We start from the raw sequence: 17672 nt of genomic DNA on the forward strand, positions 1-17672 counted from the left end.
CTACTAATATATTTTTCAGGCCTAAAGTGTTCATTTTTCACCCTTGCTACAGCGCAGGCTCCCTTTCAGCTACGGCTTGGCCTGATTGCTATAAAATTTAAAATGGGTGATTGGTATCTGCGTTGTTTTGCACAAAAACAATAACACATATGAAAAGAAATCTTTTGAAATTACTTGTGCTGGCCAGTCTGTTCTGCGCCTGCAAAAAAGAAAAAAAACCAGCTGAGCCGGCAAAACCTCTGCCGTTGCAAACCCAGGCGACCGAACAGCAGCTGGAGTGGTTGACTACGGCCACCAATATGAAAGGGGTATCGGTGGCTGTTGTGGATGAAACATCCATACGCTGGCAAAAATCCGCTGGATACGCTGATGTGGAGCGTGGTATTAAATTGACGGACAACCATATGTTCAGTCTGGCCTCTTTGGCCAAGCCGGTCATCGGGGCAATTGTCATTAAATTAGTTAAAGAAGGTAAACTGAATCTGGATAAAGACGTCAACAGTTATTTGCCCTTTAAAATCAAAAATCCCCATCTGCCTGATGATGTGATTACCTTGCGCCGATTGCTCAGTCATTCTTCCGGCATCACGGATACGGTGTATAACGATATTCTTCCTGAAATTGCTGCTGAGGAAATTGATTCCAAAATACCGGTGGCCACATTTTTAAAGGAAATGCTGACCGTAGAAGGCCGTTTTTACCAGGAATACACCTTTGATCGGGAGAAAATTAAATACCATTACTCCAATACCGGTGCGGCATTAGCAGCCTATATTGTGGAAAGGGTAACTGGAAAAGAATTTGACCAATACACCACTGAGACCTTGCTAAATCCGCTTGGCTTGAACAAAATGTGCTGGCACCTGCGGGATTTAAAACTATCGGATATGAGTAAAAACTACGATTCCTTAGGGGCAAAAGGGCCAATATTTACTACACCGGATTACTGTGCCGGGGGATTACTCAGTGATACCAGGGATCTGGCTACTTTATGTCAGCTTTTTCTCAACAACGGTGTGCACCAGGGTAAAAAAATATGGCCTGATGGTGTGGTCAGTGACATGACTAAAATTACCTATCCTAAGGAAATTCCTGACAGAGGCTTTTTTATCGACAAAACATCTTTAAATGGGGCAACGGTTTATGGAAATAACGGTACAAGAGCCGGATATACAGCTTTTATGTACTGGAGTGTGGAATTAAAAAGAGGTGTGGTGATCATCATCAACACCCAAGAAAATCAGCAATCGAAACCTGGTATCAAAAAGTTAATGGAGCTGGCATTTAAAATCTAAAACCATAATGTTTTATCATCGCTTAATTGGGTGATGAAACATCTCGAATCCGGCAGGGATCATTACTTCTCCCTGCTGAATTCCGGAAACCTGCCTGGGATTTTCCAACACTGAAAGATTACAAAATCTGATACCTGGTAGAGAACTCCTAAAATCCTCTCAGGAATCTAAACTCATGCGCCTCCTTTGTACCTTGTACAACTCATCGACGGCTTTAAACGTATAGGCTCATGCCATGGCCGATCGGTCAGGCTGGATTCAAACAGGTCACTGAAGCAGATTACATCAATACCAAACCCGGCAGCTACTGTTATTACCAGCCCGAAAGATAAACCCGCAAGCATCCCAAATGATATTTAAAAAATTAAAAATTATATTCATAGACCTGCGTTAGGATACTTGACGGTTTCAGGAAGGGAGTTATATTTGTAACCATGGTTTTCGAAAATGACTCGAAAGAGTTTCTCAGCCTTACTGAACTTGATACTGAAAATCAGGATAGTATTTTTTGTGCTCAGAAAATGGTTAAGACCTTTATCTGGAATACAGCAGACAATTTAGCAATAACCATTGATAACGTTCCTTACCAACTTTCAAAAAATGAGGTTATCTTTTTAACCGAATTTCACAAAATAGATCATGTAAGACTCCATAGCGCCCGCATGATTCGGTTCAATAAATCTTTTTTTTGTATGATTGATCAGGATAGTCAAGTGGGGAGCAAAGGATTGTTGTTTTATAGCGCAACACACGTTCCAAGGTTGGTTTTAAATGCGAGTGATGCCGAGGATTTTGAGACTTCATGGAAAATTTTCTCTAAAGAAATGCTTAACGAAAATCTCCTGAAGAAAGAAATGTTGGAAACCATGCTTAAGAGAATGCTAATTCTCTCTGTCAGAATTTTAAAGAAATCCGGCGATTTACAAAACCTCGAGAAAAAACAACTGGATATCATCAGGGAATTTAATTATCTGGTCGACTCCTACTTCCTCAAACATCATGACGTTGCTTTTTATGCCTCAAAATTAAATAAGTCACCAAAAACACTGGCCAACTTATTTTCTACTGTACTAAAACGTACTCCGCGTGAAATTATTCATGATAGGATTATGATTCATGCCAGAAGGCAGATTAATTATAGCAACTTCTCAATCAAAGAAATTGCCCATCAATTGGGCTATAACGATATTCAGACATTTAGTCGTTTTTTTCGCAATCGGGAAGGCATATCTCCTGTTCAATATCGTGATAAATTCGCATTGCAACAGAAGTAAGACTTCTTAAATGTCTATAGTGTTTCCATTTATCCGGCGCAGGAAGAATTGCTAACTCTTAAGGAAGATCTGTCTATCAATCGTGCCTTTTTTACCTGCACATTTGTCTCGTCAATAAAAAACGAGAAAAAATTATGGGTAATAAAGAAAAAGTCAGGGTGCGGAGGCTGGGTTGGGCCGGCGTGGAAATTGAGTGTGCAGGTGAAACGCTTTTGATAGATTATGTTCAGGATATTTCGCAGTTACCGATGATACGTAATCCTGATGAGCAATTTCCAGCATCTTCAAAAACAGGCGCAACCTCAGTCGCATTATTAACACATTTACACAATGACCACGCAGACCCTGTGGCATTAAATGTTGCGCTTAGCAAAGATGCGCCAGTTTTCAGGCCGATTATGGCCAAGGGCAACGATGCGGATTTGGCACTGACAAAGTATGCGGAGACCGAATTCAAAAAGTACAAACTCAGGACTGAAATAGTCGGTGAGTGGGAAGAAAGAAAAGTCGGGCCGTTTAGAATTTTTTCGGTACCCGCTGTTGATGGATTCGGAGATCCCCAGCTTAGCTGGGTTGTAGAGTGCGGGGGATTTAAAATCATTCATGCCGGAGACACCTTAAATCATGGTTTATGGTGGAGGATTTTTCACAGGTTTGGCCCCTTGAATGTCGCATTCTTGCCAATAAACGCTCCAATTGTAGATTTTCCACCTCTTCGGCCGATGAGTTCCATAGAGGCTGTAATGACTCCGGAGCAGGCTGCTGTAGCTGCAAACATCCTTAAAGCTGGCTTTGTGGTTCCAATACATTATGATGCCATGCATAAACCACCTATCTATATCGAGACTGCAAATCCAATAGAGCGATTGACTACCAGTTTAAGAGATCTAAACCTGGGCATTATGGTTAAGGAACCTGGTGATTGGTTTGAATTATGGTAATAACTAATAAAATGCCAAGAGAAAAATTTCCTTTTTTATTGCTGTTAGCCTTTACAATGGTTGCTTTTTCGGCGATCATCACAGAACTTCTACCTGCAGGTGTACTGCCTGATATGGCGAATGATCTACAAGTTCGTGAATCAAGCATCGGAAGATTGGTTTCATATTATGCGTTAGGTACAGTATTAACAGCTTTTCCCGCCACCGCATTAACAAGTGGCTTCTCACGTAAGCCTTTATTGATAACTGTTATTTTTGGCTTTTTTTTATCAAATGCCATTACGGCTCTTTCACAAAATTACTTGCTTACTGTGGTAATGCGGGTACTGGCAGGGGGCTTTAGCGGCGTCCTATGGCCGCTTATGACTGGTTATGCGGCGAGATTGGTAAATGAAAAGAATATGGGGAAAGCCATATCAATGGTAATGGCCGGTAGCACCATTGCGCTTTCCGTTGGATTGCCTATAGGAGCTTTTCTAGGTCAGGTCATCGGATGGCGAGGTGCTTTTGCGGGCTTGTCTGCATTGATATTTATGCTCATTGTGTGGATAGCATGGAAAATTCCTGACTTTAAGGCTGATGAAAAGAAAATAAACATACCAGTTAAAATATTCAGGATGCCAGGTGTGCCTTTGGTTATGACCACAACATTTACAGCCTCACTTGCGGTGTATGTAGCCTACACCTATCTTTCACCAATCATGGTCACCAATGGAATTAAAGATAATGCAGGTCTTGCTTTGGGGTTATTCGGCATGGGGGCGGTGCCAGGAATTCTCATTACTGCAAGGTTTATTGATACCCATATGAGATCAATGTTATTATCATCCATACTTCTCGGAGCGAGCGTACTATTCATCATTTCTTTGGCGGGTCATTTTTATTTTGTCTTCTATACATGTATCGTATTCTGGGGCATTTCCTTCGGTGGCCTACCCTCGCTATTGCAAACCGCAACTATCAATGCTACTAATGGGCTTCCTGAAATAGGAAGTTCCATAACTGTCACTGTTTATAATATAGGGGTTTTTTCCGGAGCATTTATCGGCGGGTTGGTTTTGGATTATAAAGGTCCCGATGCAATATCATGGACCAGTTTTCTATTGATGGTTATCGTGATTTTGCTAGTGGTTACAGGGCGCAGATTTGCTTTCCCAAGCCGCTAAATGAGAATTTGGAATTTGATGAAAACGATCTTATAGAAGAGAGATATCCCACTATAAACGATCTATAGATGAAAGAAGAAAATCGAAAAATTTAATGAAAAACAAAATAGCTAATTGATCAGCACTTTTAAAATAATCAAAAAATGAAAACAAAAAATTTAACCATTATATTGGTACATGGGGCTTGGTCGGATGGTTCTAATTGGAGACACATTATTCCGTTGTTGCACAAAGAAGGATATAAAGTCAGGAGTGTCCAAAATCCCTTAACTTCTTTAGAGGACGATATCCAAAAAACAAACGATTTAATTGATGCGCAGGATGGCAAGGTTTTGTTGGTAGGTCATTCGTATGGGGGAGCAGTAATTTCTGGCGCCGGAAATAATGACAAGGTAGCAGGTATGGTTTACGTTGCAGCATTTGCACCTGACAAAGGAGAGAGTTTAGGGAGTATATCCGCAGAAAAGATAGAGCAGCCGTCTGGAAGAACAAGTATCTATCCTGATAGCAAAGGCTTTTTGTGGATTAAATATGATGAACACCACAAAAGTTTTTGTCATGATTTAAATGAAGATGATGTCTTAGTGGCGTCCTTGGCACAAAAACCAATACATAGTAAATGTTTTGCTGGAATCATGGGCGACCCTGCCTGGAAGAATAAACCAACCTGGTATCAGGTGTCTTCAAACGATCAGATGATTTTGCCGGAAACACAGAGAGAAATGGCAGAAAGAATGAAACCTAAAAAAATAATCTATTTAGAAGCCAGCCACTTTTCATTAGCGTCCAAACCTAAAGAGGTAGCTCAGCTGATTCTTGAAGCTGCAAAATCATCCGAATAAATTGATCCTGGGACTATTTCAATAAGTGTGTAAACTTAAAAATCGGGAGATCAAATTAAAATCAAGAGTCTCACTCTTTTATCAAATAATCAACCGAATTTTCTAATTTACACCGTTGCAGTTTTTAGGAAAAGGCCATGATTTCACCGATGAAAACTATCAATTTCTGATTGAATTTATGGCAATGATTTATCTAACCGGACGAGAATTAATCAGGAAGAGCAGCTTGGCCTTAATCGGTATTTCGTTACCTTTCATCATAAAAATAAATCATTCATAGAGATGTCAACCCCCACCAATATGATCAAACCATTTTCAGTTAATGTTCCGCAACAAATTCTGGATGATCTGAAATTAAGGTTAAATCTAACCAGATGGCCAGATCAGATCACAGGATCCGATTGGAATTATGGTACTGATCTTTCTTACTTGAAAGAATTGACAAAGTACTGGCAGAAAACATTTGACTGGCGAAAAGTTGAAACTGAAATCAATTCCTATCCCAATTTCATGGCTGATATTGATGGGAACCAGATTCATTTTATGCATATCAAAGGAAAGGGTAAGCGATCAGTACCATTGATAATTACCCATGGATGGCCAGGCTCATTTCTGGAAATGATGAAACTTATCCCCCTATTGACTGAAGACCCATACTTTTCTTTTGACCTGGTTATCCCGTCTGTTCCGGGATTTGGCTTTTCTGGTAAAATTATTCATCCCGGTTGCAACAGCGAATTTGTTGCCGACATTTGGCATCAGTTAATGATGGAACTTGGGTATCAACGTTATGGAGCACAAGGTGGTGATATAGGTTCGGGAATCAGCACATGGTTGTCTTTAAAATATCCATCTAATATTATTGGTTTGCACCTCAACTATATCTCTGGCTCTTATAAGCCCTATATGGCGGATGGTGAACAGCTTTCTGAAGAAGTATTGGCTTTTCATAAAGCCGGAGCGGAATGGTCTGCCAGGGAAGGTGCATATGCTTATATGCATGCTACGAAACCATTGACAGCTGCATATGGGCTAAATGATTCTCCTGTTGGATTATGTGCATGGATCGTTGAAAAATTCAAGGGCTGGAGTGATAATAACGGAAATATTGAAAATAGTTTTACCAAAGATGAGCTGCTTGCCAATATCACCTTATACTGGATAACACAAACCATACATTCCTCTATGCGGATTTATAACGAAAACAGTAAAAAACCATTGGTATTTAAAAAGAATGAGTATATAACAGTGCCCGTTGGCTTTGCTAAATTTCCAAAAGAATTGCCCACTCCACCCCGGTCATATATTGAAAGCGGTTTTAATATCCAACATTGGACAACAATGCCTGCTGGCGGGCACTTTGCTGCAGTAGAACAGCCAGAATTACTTTCAAAAGATATTACAAATTTCTTCTCAAGATTGGGTTAACCAACATAATAATAAGCGATATTACCAAACAAACAACAATAACAAAGAAATAGTTGTTAACCTCAATACAACTCGATATAAGTATCATCAATAGCTCTTTCGGTTTGGTACCTGATATTCTTTGCCACCAATATTTCTTCCTTCAAATCCTGATCAATTTTATATAAATTGTTGTCCGAACAGAGGTAGTAGTAAAATCCGTTATAATATTTAATCTGCCCGATCGTTTCCCGGTCTGCAAAATGCTTCTGCTTTAAAACCTCACCATTATCCTGGTCAATAACCAGCAAATAATGTGGGGTATTTGCAACAATGACATCATCCATCACCTCCATAGACTGTAAAAGATTATTCTTTCCTTTTTTATCTATCTGGTGGGGCAAAACAATTCGCCAGTTCAACTCACCACCCCTTTTCTTTAATGAAATCATTGCGGTATCACCATAGATTATATCCTTTTCACTAAAATTGAGTTTAGTCTGCTGAAACATCGCGATCTCAGGTTTATGCTTCCAACTCAAATTCAAGTTGGCATCTAAGCAATATACCCCACCATGCTCATCAACCACGTAAAGCAGGTTATCTTTTACAATAGGAGCCAAAAAAGCTGGTGTTTCTAAATCAAAAGTTGCGATCCGCTTACCATCGGTCAGATTTAATGTTCTGATTGAAGAACTGGCATTTATGACTACCTTATTATTGAACATCACCGGAGAACAATAAACAGGCTGATGAATCTGATGTGTCCATTTCACTTTTCGTGTTTTCTGGTCTACCGACTTAAATTCACCCTGGCTACTTCCAAAAATAAAATTACGGCCCTGTATAATTGGGTACTGAGCAAATAACAAATGAGATACACCACTAAAATTATAACCATATTCGGCCTGGTTGGGCGAGACTTCGTCTGTAAAGACCCAATTGATTTTTCCGGTCTGCTTATCAATTTCTACGATACGCTTATCGGAATATGCTCTTAAAATAGTTTGATCCTGTTGTGTAAAATAAGTCAGCTCATCATTATTTCTTTGATCTAATATTTGCCATTGCAATTTACCGGTAGCAAGATTGACATTGTACAGATCGCCATTATTGGTAGCAATTAAAAGATTAGTTTTAATTGGTTCTTGCTTTCTGGTACAGGCAGACAAACCAATACCTAACAGGAAAAATCCGGCATAAAGAAATGACCTCATTTTATCTTTTATTTAGCTTGTAATCGAAAGGAATGGTTTGACTAATGTCGGTAACATACCATGTATCAGGATCACTTTCGAACTTCACAAAATCATATGCTGGTAACAGTGGTTCCTGAATGTTCATCAGATTATCATTCTTACTGTTAAATGCGGTAACCATCATGGTAACCCTTGCGATTTCCTGACCGTTTTTCTCGCTATTTTGTAAAGGCGCATTAAAAGCCTTTCCACCTTTTAGCGTAGCATCATTTTGCTTCAATAAATTAATGGCCTCTTCGCCAAACCTTTGAACGATTGCCTGTTTAATTTCAAGATCGTTTGGTTTGTCAGCAGCAACACTCATTTTAGAAAAATCGGTTTTCCTGATGGCTGCCAACTCTTCCTTTACCCCATCAGGAATATAATCTCCATTTTTTATAGAATTGACCCACATTAAAGTATCCAGCGGAAATTCTGGTGCCCCTGAAGCCACCTCAGTTGTCGTACCTTCGGTCGCAATACTGGCATCCATTGCGGGCTGCTCTTCCTTATTCGTATTACCCGCTATAATTTGCCAAAGTTCTTTTACATGATATGGGATATGCTGAAAACCCAGGTAATAACCCAAGCCTAAAAACAGGGCTACAATTACACCAAAGCTGATTACTGTTTTTTTATATCGTTTAAAGAATGGTGCATTTTTCATTTGATCCGGTTTATTGTTTAGGTTCTCCATTGGTGGTACTGGCATTTTTTTTATTTAAGGTTTTATATAATTACGCTAAAATAGAGATTGCTTTACATTAAAAAACCGAACTTTATTATTCGTTGTATCTGCGTCGTTATTTGTTCCTATTGAATTATTATTCGGGAATAAAACAAATGGGTTAACACATTAAACATTCTGTTTTGAATATCACTGGGCCATACCTTCAATATTGTTTTCCTTGATACAAAGTTGAATAAAGAGGAGTATCAAAAATTAGTCTAAAATGTAAAATGCTTAGTCTAAATTGTATAAATCAATTTGATTGACCGCTATTGGCCATTTCACACAAACCATCGACCTGATAGCAGCTATTTTTTATTCATTTTTATTTTCTTGTGTTTATAAAATAATTCAGCACATCTTTTAGAATAACCAAAATAGGTTTCTTCTTCAAAGTCTTCTAAATTTATTAAACCAAACTTCATTTTAGTTCTTATAGTTGGTATCTTAATTACCTTATCTTTATCCGTATCAAAATAATTCCAATTTCCAATGTAATCTGCAGTTAAAAGATTGACACCAGACTCACCACTTCCGTCGCTAACAGCATTCCCAAACTCGTATTTACTCATCCCAATCAATTGTATTTTCTTTGTTTTAGGATTGTATCTAAATTGATTTTTATAACCAGCGCGCATCCAGTCGTTAAAAAATTCAAAACCATTTTTTGTTTCAACAACACCCGACATTACATTCAAAATCCCGATAGGTTTGCTTGATATTGGATGGTAATTTTTTGAGGATAATTTACAAACGATTGTATGTTTCGCAGAGTCAACATATACCGTATCTGTTATCCCATCATGATCAACATCTTTTAATAATTTGTTTTGTCCAAAAACAACTAACTGAGTGAATAGAAAAATTAATGTTGCTGCTGATTTTTTCATGGATTTTTCTGTTTATCTCCAATTATTGATTCGTTTTTATTCAGGGCTATTTCGCATTTAAATTTGCCTTGAAATACCTGAATTGTAAATTCTCTTCAGTACCGGTCCGTGTTCCATTATACAATTCAAGCGCTATAGTATTTTCGTCAACCCAGGTCAGATTATTAACTGACCAGTCTTTGGTATAATAATTAAGAGCAGGTGTGATTCCTTTTAATCCGGTTCCGGTTGAAACATGGAATAAAAAAATTTCTGCCCTGTGTTCATAATAGTTTCCATAGTCAGGGCCATCATATGACGAACAAACCACCAGTTGATTACAGGATGGGGAAAGTAACATCTTTAATATTCCTGAATCGTAGGTTGAAGGCATTAACATTTTTCTATTTGTACTCCGTTCTGCCAGGTAAGTTTGACAAATTTCTTTACAATCGTGAATCACATACAGATCTGAACCACTGATAAATTGTCCGGAATCCAAAACGCAGCTTGTTTTATATTTCCCTATGTAGGATTGAAACTCATTCTTCGATATTTCAGTAAAATTTAGTTCCAGGTTATTGTATAAAGAGTCATTAGACCGTATCCGCGTATCATTAACTACTTTCCTTTCTATTTTATCATTCCTACTGTTTTTCTTCAATGTATCATAAATAACGGTTGCAGCGATTACTTTTGGGCTATCATTTATCAAATATCCTGCGATAAAAAAAACGAGCCCAATTTGCAATTTCGAAGCCTTCATGTTTTTAATTTTCTTTGACAAACTGATGCCCGTTAAATTTTAAATAGAAAATACTCGGTTCGCTATTGTAGCCTTCAGCTATTAATGCTGTTAATTTTATATTGGCCATTTTATCTTTTGAATAATCTCCCTGACCTTCTACTGCATATTTTAGAGGAGGTGGAACCGAAGGATGTCCCAGCAAACCAGTTAAAACCTGTGTTTTAGTGTCAAATTCAAATTCTCTGTTACATAAATTCAGGTAAGGCCGGTTGACAAAGACTGGATTATTTACGATTAAATAATCACCCTTAATCTCAATAACATATGCTATGCCTTGATAACAATTACCATCACCTGCCTCTACTCCAATTAACAAGTATAAATTACGTGATTGGCTTTTGAGTTGATGGATTTCGAAAAAATCGCAATTAATCTTTGAAGACAAATTGTAAGCAAAGGTTTTGCCGTATTCATTCTTCCATTGAACAACAGGATGTGTAATGAACCTGCGCGTTCCGCCGCAATCATAACCAAAGTTGTAAATTTTAATGGCTGTTTTATCCTTGCCCTCCGCAGATAACTTTAAACCGAGACTTTGATAATAAACAGACGAATAATTATTGCCAGCCATTAACTTCACCGCCTTATTTGCCGTTACCTTGCAAAGGCTATCAATATTGTAATCAGGGTTTTCCGCGTAAACAAAACTTCGGGCGAAGCCGGTGTTCTTTTTTATCTGTGCGGCCAATTTTTTCTGATCATTATTCTTCTGGCCAACACCAATTATCGATAAAGAAAGTAGAAGTGTCAATAAAAAAACTGTTTTCATATTTATTATCTTAATGCTGGCAGATCATCTATTGTCATATATTCCATGGGATTTCCTGTTCTTTCTACAAAGCTTACCACAATTATTTTAGTTCCCCAACAGGTTAACATACTTAAAAATAAGCTAATTATTTAGCAGTTTATCCGACAATTATTATTCGCCCAAAAGCAGCATATATTTGATGATTCCTGACCATCATTCGTAGTGAAATGGAATTATTCCATTATCATGATTAGAATTCTGAACTGCAAATGAAATTGCAATCCTGCTCTAAATTCAGATCAATCAAACAACCTTCATTTATATTTAAATAGTATGTTCTTTTATACCACGACATAAGCACAAAATATTTAAAAAGCCGTTCCCAGTATTTAGGGTCCAATTCAAAAATCAGCTCTGATTCACCAGAAAAAAAACCTAATTTATTTGCTCCTTTTTTTGATGAGAAAAATATGTTCTTCTCTTCTCCTTCATTCTGAATAAAGTCCAAACTCAATAAATCTACAGTACAAGTCTGTGAAACATCAGCGAGGTCAACAAGTGATTCAGCAAACTTTCTAAAGTCGTTTTCATTTCCCAGGAGGCATAGATTTGCTCCCTCAAAGCTGAAAATCATTTCATGAGTAAAATCTACCTTCATATCAAATCATTAATTTCAAATAATATTTACAACACTTCTTGCAAAATGATGAAGTCATAAAAGATGATTCATTAAGTTCAAATATATTCTCAGATAAATATTAATACCGAATATATGCATTAAATAAGTTGAAAGAATTTTAACTAATCTTTTTTCATTAAAGATATCCGGCTACTTCTAAGACTATATTTTATAACTCAGATTTTTCGAATTCCAGGCAAACGGCTTTATACAAAAAGATGAACAAGATGAATAACTGATACTTCTACTGTGCAAGAATGGTTAATTTCAGCCTATACACTAAAACAAGCCGCTTTTTTCGTTGATAGTTATCACTATATAGTTAGAAATTAAAGCACTCCCATTATACTATAAATATATTTTTAAATTATCTTCAAACATTCAATCCCTAAACATAAAATCTAATGCAAACAAAAACAATTAACTTCTCTCCTTTTTTATTAGGTACTTTACTGATGCTTGCTGTATTAGCCAGCTGTAAGAAAGACAATGTCAAACCATCGGAGCCGGAACCACCCGCACTTACTATGAACCATTTGTACCAAAGCGCCATACGCGATGCAATGGTTGCTGATGATTCAGAAGTAATTGATACCTTATGGGCATTAACTCCTGAAAACAAGTCCCTGCAATGGAAAACAATCAAAGGTAAGCCATATGTTTTGATGGCTAGTTTTATGCGTTTTCCATCCAGCTATCCCGTTGGGGATTCAATTACCACTTCATGGGGCGAATCCTGGCTATTCATCCCACAGCAAATGAAAGCACGCATCGGTTCTTCTTTTTCTGCAACAAGCGATACCACAATGCGTATCTGCCAGTTGTTGGGCTTACCTCCTGCTAATGAACGAAGCAATACGCACATCGCCGAGATTTGGGTAAACCCGGAACGCTTGTATAGACCAGCAGGTAGCCGGGTGATCAACACTAAAACAGCCACTGCGGCATTAAGTAACAATAGTCCTGAAAATTTCACCTCCTGGTTTAACAATTACATTGTTTTCGCTTACTACCGGACATTGGCAGCTACTACAGACTACCATTATCCCTGGACACGTTTGGGCTATACCTATGACTGGGCCCCTAAAGCAAAGGAAGTTGGACTGAGTGAATACGTTTTTCAACCCAATTCAGGCGCCTGGGTAGAGAAGGTATCAAAAGTGGGTAACTATTTTAAAAAATAGTCCGATAATTAAAAGTGAGACAGGTTTATCTATCTTTAAACAAAATCCTACGACAAGGCTTATGAAAAACGAGAGAGACCTGAAACTCGCTGTACTGATAGACGCAGACAATGTGCCCTATGCCAATGTAAAAGAGATGTTTGAAGAAATTGCCAAATATGGTACGCCTACCTTCAAAAGAATCTATGCAGACTGGACCAAACCAACGGTTTCCGGATGGAAAAAAGTATTGCTGGAAAATGCCATCACTCCCATTCAGCAGTACAGCTATTCCAGCGGCAAAAATGCGAGCGACAGTGCGCTCATTATCGATGCGATGGACATCCTCTATACAGGAAAAGTGGACGGCTTCTGTATTGTCTCCAGCGACAGTGATTTTACGAGACTGGCTACCAGACTTCGGGAAGCAGGAATGAAAGTCATTGGGATTGGAGAAAAGAAAACCCTTACGCCTTTTATTACCGCTTGTGATAAATTCATCTACATTGAGATCCTGAAACCCAAACGGCAACCTTCTGAAGAGAATAATACCTCCCAAACTGCCACCAGTACCAAAACTCCGGAAACACAGCCGTTGAACAAAGTTGATACCGGAATCATCAGGCTCTTTACCGATAGCATTACCGACCTCGCAGATGAAGACGGATGGGCATACCTTGGAGACCTTGGCAGTTTGATGATGAAGAAAAAACCAGATTTTGATTCCAGGAATTATGGGTTCTCTAAATTGCTGCCTTTAATAAAAAGCACCAACCGCTTTGAAGTCGATGAGAGAGAAAGTGGTAAAGCTAATGTTAAACACATCTATATCAGAAAAATCACGCAAACGGCACCTGTCGCTCCCATACAAAAACCAGTGAACAAAAGAAAACCGGCAAAACGCCAGAACAACAAGCAGATTCCCCCTCCTTAAGGACTATGATAAAACCGATTGAGAACTCCGGACATGATATTGGGACAATAACTGCAAGGGCTGGCGTTTATTAAAGAAATCTAGATATCTTGACATATAGAAACATCTAAAAAAGTGTTTTTATTTCTATGCAACACAATATATTGAGCAACTGAGCGTCTATACATATGAGAGCGTTAATTTAGATAAAGCGGGAATGGTCGGAGATCATTTCCGCTTTTTTTGTGTTGCCCTTCCTGCTATGCCCTCCAGCCCCTCCCCGTAGCAACTGTCCTTCTCTAAAGCAAGTTTTTTTTGTTTCTTTGTGCTATGTTTAAACAAGTATTTTTCGGATTACTAATCCTGCTTTCGGTTAGTGTAAAGGCTCAGGAGCGCCCCGCAGCTTATGCTGTTGATGAAAATTCTAACCTCTGGAACAAAAGAATAAATGATACGGCCCGCGTTTTTGCCGATATCGCCTACATACGTGATTATCCTGGTTTAAAAGGGTTGGTATTGGACTCCTTGACTGCCGGATCCAAAGTGATCATTAAAAGCGAAGCCTATAACAATACATTGATCAAGGATTTTCATGCACCATGGCATAAAGTAACCTATATGGCCGGGAAACAACAACGTTCAGGATTTATTTGGTTAGGACTGCTTGCTCTTGGAAGCAATAATGATAAAGAAGGAAAATTATGGATGTACGGCTTCAACAAATACCTTAACCGCTCAAATGATGAGGAACACCTCTCCCTATGTGAAATCAAGATTCTTGACCCTTCACTCCATATTGTTGGCCGGACCTCTATCCTGGTTACCAGAGGAGAACAAACTTTCACCGAAGGAAAAATACTGAACAACATGGGACTGGCGGGTTTACAAGCGATCTACAGGATTGGTTTCTTTGGTGAAGCCTGTGCGGTCTCTACCGATCATCATTATATTGGATGGACAGGAATGGAGTTCATCAACTTACCTGGCAAGAGCAATGTCAGCGATGCCGGTGTTTCCTACCACGATGAAAAATTATTGTTCCCTTCCGAACATCGTCTTGGCGCCTCGTTAATTATCAAAGACATCACCGATGGAGAGGTTATAGATCCTGACCAGAAAGAACTAAAATATAAGGAAAGCAAAAATCGTGTGAAATATATCTGGAACGGTAAAATTGCCAGCGAAATCGTAGAGATGAACGCCCAATAATGGCAACCAAAGGCTCATTGAAGCCTGAAACCCTATGAATTTCAGGCTTCAAAACCTTAACCTTCTAAAATTTCTTCGAGGGGAGCAACGACATTCCCAATTGTCGATTTTATACTGTACCATAATTTACCAAATGTACTTCTGACTTTCCCACCTCCTTCTGTTTCTGTCATTTCAACTACAGTCATTTCCTGGATATTCAATTCGCTTAATTTAAAATTTCCCATGATACTTCCTGTTAAATGTTTCCTACTCTGTTAAAGGCTTTTCAGATACTGCCTGAGATTTACCAACCTCTTTATTAAAGATAATGATAACTGCAGTATCATCCTTATTCATCTTATTCATTATCAATACCTTGTGATTAAATTCATTTTATGACCTGCAGCAAAGCTGCTTTTTAATCGTTTAACAATTTACTTTTACTGAACGGAATTCCTTTTCTGATCAGATAGGCGTGATAAAAACTCGGGATATCACTTTGCCACTTAGGAAGCAGGAGTATGATTAAGATAACGTCAAATTGAGAAATCAGCCCCCAGTAAACTGCAAGTTTTAAAGGTATTCCTCCATGACCAAAACCAATTAAAGCCGTAAGACAAACCAGCAATGTGAGGCCCCATATCTTGGATAAAAAAGCATGCGTACAGGTTTCTTTTCCGAACTTAATGAAACTTGTCAGATAACAAAGTCCTTCCATTAGGAAAAGCACAACGATGTATATTTTATGCTCAGCTATAATTTCCGGATGAAGCAGGTAAGCACTCAAACCTATCGAAAGCCAAAAAACCAAATCCACCTGACTGTCCAGTCTTCTCAGCTTTACGGAGGAGATGTTCATCTTCCTGGCTATAATTCCATCAAAAATATCAGATAGGATTCCAAGTACCATTAAGAACACGATTAACAGGTTAACGCGTTCACCAAAAAACCAGGCTAAAGCAATAATTACAGGAGAGATCAGAAACCTAAAAAGTATCAATTGCTGAGGTATGGTCATAGGCTAAGTGCTACTGTTTTACGAAGTATGAAAATTCAGTTCCGGATGCCGGAGCGCTCCTATCATTAAATATATAAAAAACAACCGGTCAACTCTGGATTACTGAGACATTAAATCATATTTTTTAGCTTATCTTTGAATGATTTCTAAAGTATTTATCCGCGTACCCACTTAATAAAAGGCTCCATGAACACACTTCGCATCATTGCCACTTCAGCCCTGTTATCCTGCCTGATCTATTCCTGTTCCAGTTCCAGAAATACATCCGGTGAGGAGAAAAAGAAACGTACAAAAATAACGACCCTTAATCCCGGCCTTAAAAACCCCAGCAACTCTGTAATTAATGCGAGTGGTGATGGACTGTCGCAGGGAATCAGTCAGAGCAGAGGAGCCGGGTCTAAAGAAAATGCCACCAATATTGCTTTTAATGCAATTGAAAGGGCCAATGCAATAGCGAAGGCTAAGCTTCAAAACCTGGAAAGCATGTCGGACAAAGACCTGATCAGCACGATTGCAACGATACAGCAGGTAGAGATTACGGTGAGTAACAATACCCGTCAAGTCACAGCGAACGACAAAATTAAAGAATATGCGCTCCTCGTTTTCAACGACCATACGGAAATAAAAAAGGAATTAGACAAGCTTTCCACTCAGAAAAATGTAGCGCTGGCCCCTCAGGCTTCTCTAAAGGGTGCTCCTAAAACAGATCTGGCTTTTGTTAAAATGATGATAGAAAGCAATCGGAACCTCATCGAACTTGTTACCGCAGCCAGTAATGCTAAAGATGCTGACCTGAGGGCATTTAGTCTAAAGCAATTACCGGTTTTGAAAAAACACCTGGAAGCTGCACAGGACCTGACCAAAGAAGTAAAATCAAATTAAGGCTGACCACTTTAGAAACCATAATTAAGAAATTATCCGCAAAAACTCATTGAATTGCGATCAAAAAGCTGCCTGCTTAACTGCTGTCAGCTTTTTGAATGCATCAGGTCTAAAGCAGATTCGTATCCCAGGCCGACCAAATAATTTAATCCATTTTGCCTGTCGGTTTTAGTGATTCCGTTCCAGCCATTTTTTATTCCCTGCAAAATTAATTTCCTTATCAATCCCGGTTGATTGATATTGATGATATCTGTTGAACCGGTCTTTTTGTTTTCCAGAGCGACACCTGATTTTAAAACCTGTCCCATATAATAATGGTCGGAGGTTAAAAAATCTATGGTTAAAGGGCTTTGTTTATACCCTTCTAAAAACACTTTGAGCCTAAGTGTATTTGTTTCGCTTTCCGGGTGGTATTGATCTGTAACGGTATACAGGTATTTCGAATTGTCAATAATGATTTTTCTCAGCTTGTTTTTCATTCCACCATATTATTTTAAACCATGCT

Annotated in this window: 19 protein-coding genes; 10 read left to right on the top strand and 9 right to left on the bottom strand. The window is 38.5% G+C overall.

All coding sequences use genetic code 11. The features are described from left to right. The first annotated feature begins 149 nt into the window (after window positions 1–149). From DBR43_RS16990 to DBR43_RS17015, 6 genes are all read left to right on the top strand, one after another. Window positions 150–1295 carry a serine hydrolase domain-containing protein gene (locus DBR43_RS16990; RefSeq protein ID WP_124582906.1) on the top strand — a complete coding sequence of 382 codons (1146 nt, stop codon included), beginning with the start codon at window positions 150–152 and terminating at the stop codon, window positions 1293–1295. 434 nt (window positions 1296–1729) lie between these two features. After that, entirely contained in the window at window positions 1730–2569 is an 840-nt protein-coding gene (locus tag DBR43_RS16995; RefSeq protein ID WP_124582908.1) for a helix-turn-helix domain-containing protein, read from the top strand. 134 nt (window positions 2570–2703) lie between these two features. Then, window positions 2704–3510 carry an MBL fold metallo-hydrolase gene (locus DBR43_RS17000; RefSeq protein ID WP_124582910.1) on the top strand — a complete coding sequence of 269 codons (807 nt, stop codon included), beginning with the start codon at window positions 2704–2706 and terminating at the stop codon, window positions 3508–3510. An 11-nt stretch (window positions 3511–3521) separates the two neighbouring features. Next, the gene (locus DBR43_RS17005; RefSeq protein ID WP_158622526.1) at window positions 3522–4676 is read left to right on the top strand and encodes an MFS transporter; all 1155 of its coding nucleotides are present in this window, start codon (window positions 3522–3524) and stop codon (window positions 4674–4676) included. Window positions 4677–4819: 143 nt separating this feature from the next. Then, a complete protein-coding gene (locus tag DBR43_RS17010; RefSeq protein WP_124582914.1) occupies window positions 4820–5518 on the top strand; it encodes an alpha/beta fold hydrolase in 699 nt (232 codons plus the stop codon). A 300-nt stretch (window positions 5519–5818) separates the two neighbouring features. Beyond that, window positions 5819–6946 carry an epoxide hydrolase family protein gene (locus tag DBR43_RS17015; RefSeq protein WP_124582916.1) on the top strand — a complete coding sequence of 376 codons (1128 nt, stop codon included), beginning with the start codon at window positions 5819–5821 and terminating at the stop codon, window positions 6944–6946. 62 nt (window positions 6947–7008) lie between these two features. Here the strand turns inward: DBR43_RS17015 and DBR43_RS17020 are convergent, their stop codons facing one another. From DBR43_RS17020 to DBR43_RS17045, 6 genes are all read right to left on the bottom strand, one after another. Further along, the gene (locus tag DBR43_RS17020) at window positions 7009–8142 is read right to left on the bottom strand and encodes a PQQ-binding-like beta-propeller repeat protein (protein WP_124582918.1); all 1134 of its coding nucleotides are present in this window, start codon (window positions 8140–8142) and stop codon (window positions 7009–7011) included. A 1-nt stretch (window position 8143) separates the two neighbouring features. Beyond that, a complete protein-coding gene (locus tag DBR43_RS17025) occupies window positions 8144–8830 on the bottom strand; it encodes a hypothetical protein (RefSeq protein ID WP_148090766.1) in 687 nt (228 codons plus the stop codon). A gap of 371 nt (window positions 8831–9201) precedes the next feature. Continuing rightward, entirely contained in the window at window positions 9202–9783 is a 582-nt protein-coding gene (locus tag DBR43_RS17030) for a hypothetical protein (RefSeq protein ID WP_124582922.1), read from the bottom strand. A 46-nt stretch (window positions 9784–9829) separates the two neighbouring features. Continuing rightward, window positions 9830–10528 (bottom strand): hypothetical protein, encoded by a 699-nt coding sequence (locus DBR43_RS17035; RefSeq protein ID WP_124582924.1) that lies wholly within the window; start codon window positions 10526–10528, stop codon window positions 9830–9832. 4 nt (window positions 10529–10532) lie between these two features. After that, window positions 10533–11339: a hypothetical protein gene (locus tag DBR43_RS17040; RefSeq protein WP_124582926.1), complete on the bottom strand. Its 807-nt coding sequence runs from the start codon at window positions 11337–11339 to the stop codon at window positions 10533–10535. A gap of 232 nt (window positions 11340–11571) precedes the next feature. Next, on the bottom strand, window positions 11572–11979 hold the full coding sequence (locus tag DBR43_RS17045) for a hypothetical protein (RefSeq protein ID WP_124582928.1): 408 nt from the start codon (window positions 11977–11979) through the stop codon (window positions 11572–11574). Between the two features lie 425 nt (window positions 11980–12404). On the opposite strand from DBR43_RS17045, the gene DBR43_RS17050 reads away from it, so the two are divergent. From DBR43_RS17050 to DBR43_RS17060, 3 genes are all read left to right on the top strand, one after another. Continuing rightward, the gene (locus tag DBR43_RS17050) at window positions 12405–13184 is read left to right on the top strand and encodes a hypothetical protein (protein WP_124582930.1); all 780 of its coding nucleotides are present in this window, start codon (window positions 12405–12407) and stop codon (window positions 13182–13184) included. Between the two features lie 61 nt (window positions 13185–13245). Then, window positions 13246–14097 (top strand): NYN domain-containing protein, encoded by an 852-nt coding sequence (locus DBR43_RS17055; RefSeq protein WP_124582932.1) that lies wholly within the window; start codon window positions 13246–13248, stop codon window positions 14095–14097. 309 nt (window positions 14098–14406) lie between these two features. After that, window positions 14407–15285, top strand: coding sequence for a hypothetical protein (locus DBR43_RS17060; protein ID WP_124582934.1), 879 nt, complete (start codon window positions 14407–14409; stop codon window positions 15283–15285). A gap of 56 nt (window positions 15286–15341) precedes the next feature. Here the strand turns inward: DBR43_RS17060 and DBR43_RS32975 are convergent, their stop codons facing one another. Continuing rightward, complete coding sequence (locus DBR43_RS32975; RefSeq protein WP_158622527.1) at window positions 15342–15512, bottom strand: hypothetical protein; 171 nt, start codon at window positions 15510–15512, stop codon at window positions 15342–15344. A 173-nt stretch (window positions 15513–15685) separates the two neighbouring features. Further along, window positions 15686–16285 (bottom strand): CDP-alcohol phosphatidyltransferase family protein, encoded by a 600-nt coding sequence (locus DBR43_RS17065; protein WP_124582935.1) that lies wholly within the window; start codon window positions 16283–16285, stop codon window positions 15686–15688. A gap of 186 nt (window positions 16286–16471) precedes the next feature. Between DBR43_RS17065 and DBR43_RS17070 the strand changes: the two genes are divergently transcribed. Continuing rightward, window positions 16472–17167 carry a DUF4142 domain-containing protein gene (locus DBR43_RS17070; RefSeq protein ID WP_124582937.1) on the top strand — a complete coding sequence of 232 codons (696 nt, stop codon included), beginning with the start codon at window positions 16472–16474 and terminating at the stop codon, window positions 17165–17167. A gap of 86 nt (window positions 17168–17253) precedes the next feature. Here the strand turns inward: DBR43_RS17070 and DBR43_RS17075 are convergent, their stop codons facing one another. After that, window positions 17254–17646 carry a hypothetical protein gene (locus tag DBR43_RS17075; RefSeq protein ID WP_124582939.1) on the bottom strand — a complete coding sequence of 131 codons (393 nt, stop codon included), beginning with the start codon at window positions 17644–17646 and terminating at the stop codon, window positions 17254–17256. Window positions 17647–17672: the final 26 nt, after the last annotated feature.

Source organism: Pedobacter sp. KBW06 (genome assembly GCF_003852525.1).
Lineage (GTDB): Bacteria > Bacteroidota > Bacteroidia > Sphingobacteriales > Sphingobacteriaceae > Pedobacter.

What these genes read in the sequence shown, in the direction of transcription:
- DBR43_RS16990 (WP_124582906.1), top strand. Translation starts at nt 150, where the DNA reads ATGAAAAGAAATCTTTTGAAATTACTTGTGCTGGCCAGTCTGTTCTGC.
- DBR43_RS16995 (WP_124582908.1), top strand. Translation starts at nt 1,730, where the DNA reads ATGGTTTTCGAAAATGACTCGAAAGAGTTTCTCAGCCTTACTGAACTT.
- DBR43_RS17000 (WP_124582910.1), top strand. Translation starts at nt 2,704, where the DNA reads ATGGGTAATAAAGAAAAAGTCAGGGTGCGGAGGCTGGGTTGGGCCGGC.
- DBR43_RS17005 (WP_158622526.1), top strand. Translation starts at nt 3,522, where the DNA reads ATGCCAAGAGAAAAATTTCCTTTTTTATTGCTGTTAGCCTTTACAATG.
- DBR43_RS17010 (WP_124582914.1), top strand. Translation starts at nt 4,820, where the DNA reads ATGAAAACAAAAAATTTAACCATTATATTGGTACATGGGGCTTGGTCG.
- DBR43_RS17015 (WP_124582916.1), top strand. Translation starts at nt 5,819, where the DNA reads ATGATCAAACCATTTTCAGTTAATGTTCCGCAACAAATTCTGGATGAT.
- DBR43_RS17020 (WP_124582918.1), bottom strand. Translation starts at nt 8,142, where the DNA reads ATGAGGTCATTTCTTTATGCCGGATTTTTCCTGTTAGGTATTGGTTTG.
- DBR43_RS17025 (WP_148090766.1), bottom strand. Translation starts at nt 8,830, where the DNA reads ATGAAAAATGCACCATTCTTTAAACGATATAAAAAAACAGTAATCAGC.
- DBR43_RS17030 (WP_124582922.1), bottom strand. Translation starts at nt 9,783, where the DNA reads ATGAAAAAATCAGCAGCAACATTAATTTTTCTATTCACTCAGTTAGTT.
- DBR43_RS17035 (WP_124582924.1), bottom strand. Translation starts at nt 10,528, where the DNA reads ATGAAGGCTTCGAAATTGCAAATTGGGCTCGTTTTTTTTATCGCAGGA.
- DBR43_RS17040 (WP_124582926.1), bottom strand. Translation starts at nt 11,339, where the DNA reads ATGAAAACAGTTTTTTTATTGACACTTCTACTTTCTTTATCGATAATT.
- DBR43_RS17045 (WP_124582928.1), bottom strand. Translation starts at nt 11,979, where the DNA reads ATGAAGGTAGATTTTACTCATGAAATGATTTTCAGCTTTGAGGGAGCA.
- DBR43_RS17050 (WP_124582930.1), top strand. Translation starts at nt 12,405, where the DNA reads ATGCAAACAAAAACAATTAACTTCTCTCCTTTTTTATTAGGTACTTTA.
- DBR43_RS17055 (WP_124582932.1), top strand. Translation starts at nt 13,246, where the DNA reads ATGAAAAACGAGAGAGACCTGAAACTCGCTGTACTGATAGACGCAGAC.
- DBR43_RS17060 (WP_124582934.1), top strand. Translation starts at nt 14,407, where the DNA reads ATGTTTAAACAAGTATTTTTCGGATTACTAATCCTGCTTTCGGTTAGT.
- DBR43_RS32975 (WP_158622527.1), bottom strand. Translation starts at nt 15,512, where the DNA reads ATGGGAAATTTTAAATTAAGCGAATTGAATATCCAGGAAATGACTGTA.
- DBR43_RS17065 (WP_124582935.1), bottom strand. Translation starts at nt 16,285, where the DNA reads ATGACCATACCTCAGCAATTGATACTTTTTAGGTTTCTGATCTCTCCT.
- DBR43_RS17070 (WP_124582937.1), top strand. Translation starts at nt 16,472, where the DNA reads ATGAACACACTTCGCATCATTGCCACTTCAGCCCTGTTATCCTGCCTG.
- DBR43_RS17075 (WP_124582939.1), bottom strand. Translation starts at nt 17,646, where the DNA reads ATGAAAAACAAGCTGAGAAAAATCATTATTGACAATTCGAAATACCTG.